The organism is Elstera litoralis (assembly GCF_000963705.1).
In the GTDB taxonomy this organism is placed as follows: domain Bacteria; phylum Pseudomonadota; class Alphaproteobacteria; order Elsterales; family Elsteraceae; genus Elstera; species Elstera litoralis.
The window spans coordinates 1-2,285 of record NZ_LAJY01000302.1; the positions used below are offsets into that span (position 1 = coordinate 1).

Here is a 2,285-nt window from a genome sequence, read left to right on the forward strand (position 1 = left end):
GGATGGGAGGTTTCCGTTTCGTCAACCATATGTCGCAGATTAACCCTCTGCCGCGCCCGCTCCAAGCCCGCCATCTATAGGGGGCACGATTTTTCTGGAGGGATATCCCATGACCATGCCCGCCCTTTTCATCGCTCACGGCTCGCCGATGCTGTTGGCCGACGAGCCGCGCGTTGCCGGGCTCGCGGCTTGGGCGAAAACCCTGCCGCGCCCGAAGGCTGTTCTGATGATTTCTGCCCATTGGGAAGAACGGGATCTAGCGATTGGCGCAACGACACCGCAGCCGCTGATTTACGATTTCTATGGGTTTCCCGAACCGCTCTATCAGTTGAAATACCCCTGCCCGCCCGCGCCGGAGTTAGCGGGTCGGGTGGAAACCTTGCTCGCAGGCGTCACCAAAACCCGGCGCGACCCGACGCGCGGATACGATCACGGCACTTATGTGCCGCTGCTGTGCTGCTACCCGGAAGCCGATATTCCCGTGCTTCAGATTGCCCTTCCGAAAGTCCCGCCCGCCGAGCTGATCCGCATTGGCGAAGCGCTGGCTCCGTTGCGGGAGGAGGGGGTGATGATTATCGGCAGCGGCTATATCACCCATAATATGCGCGCGGGCTTTCACCAGGGGCCGCCGCGCGCCTGGGCGGCGGAATTCGACGCCTGGATTGCCGATGCAGTCGTGCGGAAAGATGCAGAAGCTTTGGGGAATTTCGAAACGGCAGCCCCCGGCGCTAAAGAGTCTCTCCCGACCGACGAGCATTTTCTGCCCTTGCTGATGGCGTTTGGTGCTTCGCTGCCCTACGACGAGCCTATCCGCTTTCCCATCGATGGGTTCGAATATGGTTCGTTCAGCCGCCGCTCGGTGCAGTTCGGCTGACCTATACCGAGGGATGCAATCGGCATAAAAAAACCCCGTCCACCGAGCAGCAGAGGCACAAGCGCTCGGTGGGCGGGGCCCGAGAGAGGAGCGGAGGCGATGCTCTTCTCTCGATCACTTATCTCAGTAAAACCTGAGATAGGTTAATAAATCGTCTCTATTCCTAACTGAATCAAGAGACTTGTCTAAATTTTGGGGCATAGCCCCTATCGGCCTACAACGGGTTGGAAGCGCGGCATGGGCACCGACGGGGTTTCGCGGATCGGGGCTTCTTTTTCCGCGAGCAGGCGCATAATCGCTTCGCGGGCATAATGGCTCTTCGTCCGGCCGGTGGCGCGGGCGAGGTTGGCAAGGCGGCGTTCAAGCTCGGCTTCGACGCGCACGGTCAGCATGACTTGACTGTCAACAGCTTTGACACGCACCGGCGGCGGCGGGAAGTGGGGACGGGGGGTCATGCGCGTAGTCCTTCTCGGAGGGTGCTGCGGAGAGAGTCCAGAGGTACGGATTGCCCGTGCCGCTCGACGTGCCAGAAAGTCCAACCGTTGCAACTGGGAACCGATTGCAAAGCGGCCGCGACCTGGTGGATGGAGCCGCGCGCGCTATCGGCAGCAAGGCTGCCATCGGCGCGGACGCGGGCGGAGTAACGGCGGCGCACGTCGAACAACAGCTCGCCGGGCCGGATCAGGCCGAGTTCGACCAGATTACCAAACGGAATGCGCGGGGCTTCGCGCGGCGATTGCGTCGCGGCAATCGCTTCGGCGGGGGCGGGCTCGACACTATCGATCCGCGCTTGCGCGCCAGCGGCATAGGCTTCGTCGCGTTCCAGGCCGATGAAATGGCGGCCAAGATATTTCGCAACCGCGCCGGTGGTGCCGGTGCCGAAGAACGGATCGAGCACAATATCGCCGGGTTTGCTGGAGGCCATCAGCACGCGGTACAGCAGGCTTTCCGGCTTTTGCGTTGGGTGCAGCTTGCGCCCATCGACCTTCAGCCGTTCGCGGCCCGTGCACAGCGGCAGCACCCAGTCCGAGCGCATTTGCAGATCATCATTGGCCATTTTCAGGGCCGAATAATTGAACGTGTATTTCGACTTCGGCGTTTTCGACGCCCAAATCAGCGTTTCATGCGCATTGGTGAAGCGGCGGCCCCGGAAATTCGGCATGGGGTTGGACTTGCGCCACACCACATCGTTCAAAATCCAAAAGCCCATATCCTGCAACATCGCGCCGAGGCGGAAGATATTGTGGTAGGAGCCGATCACCCAAAGGGTGCCATCGTCCTTCAACACCCGGCGGGCTTCGGTTAGCCACGCTTTCGTGAAGCGGTCGTGCGCCGCAAAATCCCCGAGCTTATCCCACTCGGCATCGACGCCATCGACTCGGCTATTGTCCGGGCGATGCAACTCACCATT

At 61.1% G+C, this 2,285-nt stretch carries 3 protein-coding genes; 1 reads left to right on the forward strand and 2 read right to left on the reverse strand.

All coding sequences use genetic code 11. The annotated features are described in order from the left end of the window. Window positions 1-109: 109 nt before the first annotated feature. Window positions 110-874, forward strand: coding sequence for a DODA-type extradiol aromatic ring-opening family dioxygenase (locus tag VZ95_RS12195; RefSeq protein WP_045776086.1), 765 nt, complete (start codon window positions 110-112; stop codon window positions 872-874). A 206-nt stretch (window positions 875-1,080) separates the two neighbouring features. On the opposite strand, the gene VZ95_RS12200 is transcribed toward VZ95_RS12195, so the two are convergent. Both VZ95_RS12200 and VZ95_RS12205 read right to left on the reverse strand, forming a co-directional pair. Continuing rightward, window positions 1,081-1,329 (reverse strand): ribbon-helix-helix domain-containing protein, encoded by a 249-nt coding sequence (locus tag VZ95_RS12200; protein WP_229671569.1) that lies wholly within the window; start codon window positions 1,327-1,329, stop codon window positions 1,081-1,083. Beyond that, a partial coding sequence (locus tag VZ95_RS12205; protein ID WP_045776088.1) for a site-specific DNA-methyltransferase occupies window positions 1,326-2,285 on the reverse strand: 960 nt, incomplete at its 5' end. The genes VZ95_RS12200 and VZ95_RS12205, both read right to left, overlap by 4 nt.

Excerpts from the sequence above, each read along its gene's own strand:
- VZ95_RS12195 (WP_045776086.1), top strand. The coding sequence starts at position 110 with ATGACCATGCCCGCCCTTTTCATCGCTCACGGCTCGCCGATGCTGTTG.
- VZ95_RS12200 (WP_229671569.1), bottom strand. The coding sequence starts at position 1,329 with ATGACCCCCCGTCCCCACTTCCCGCCGCCGCCGGTGCGTGTCAAAGCT.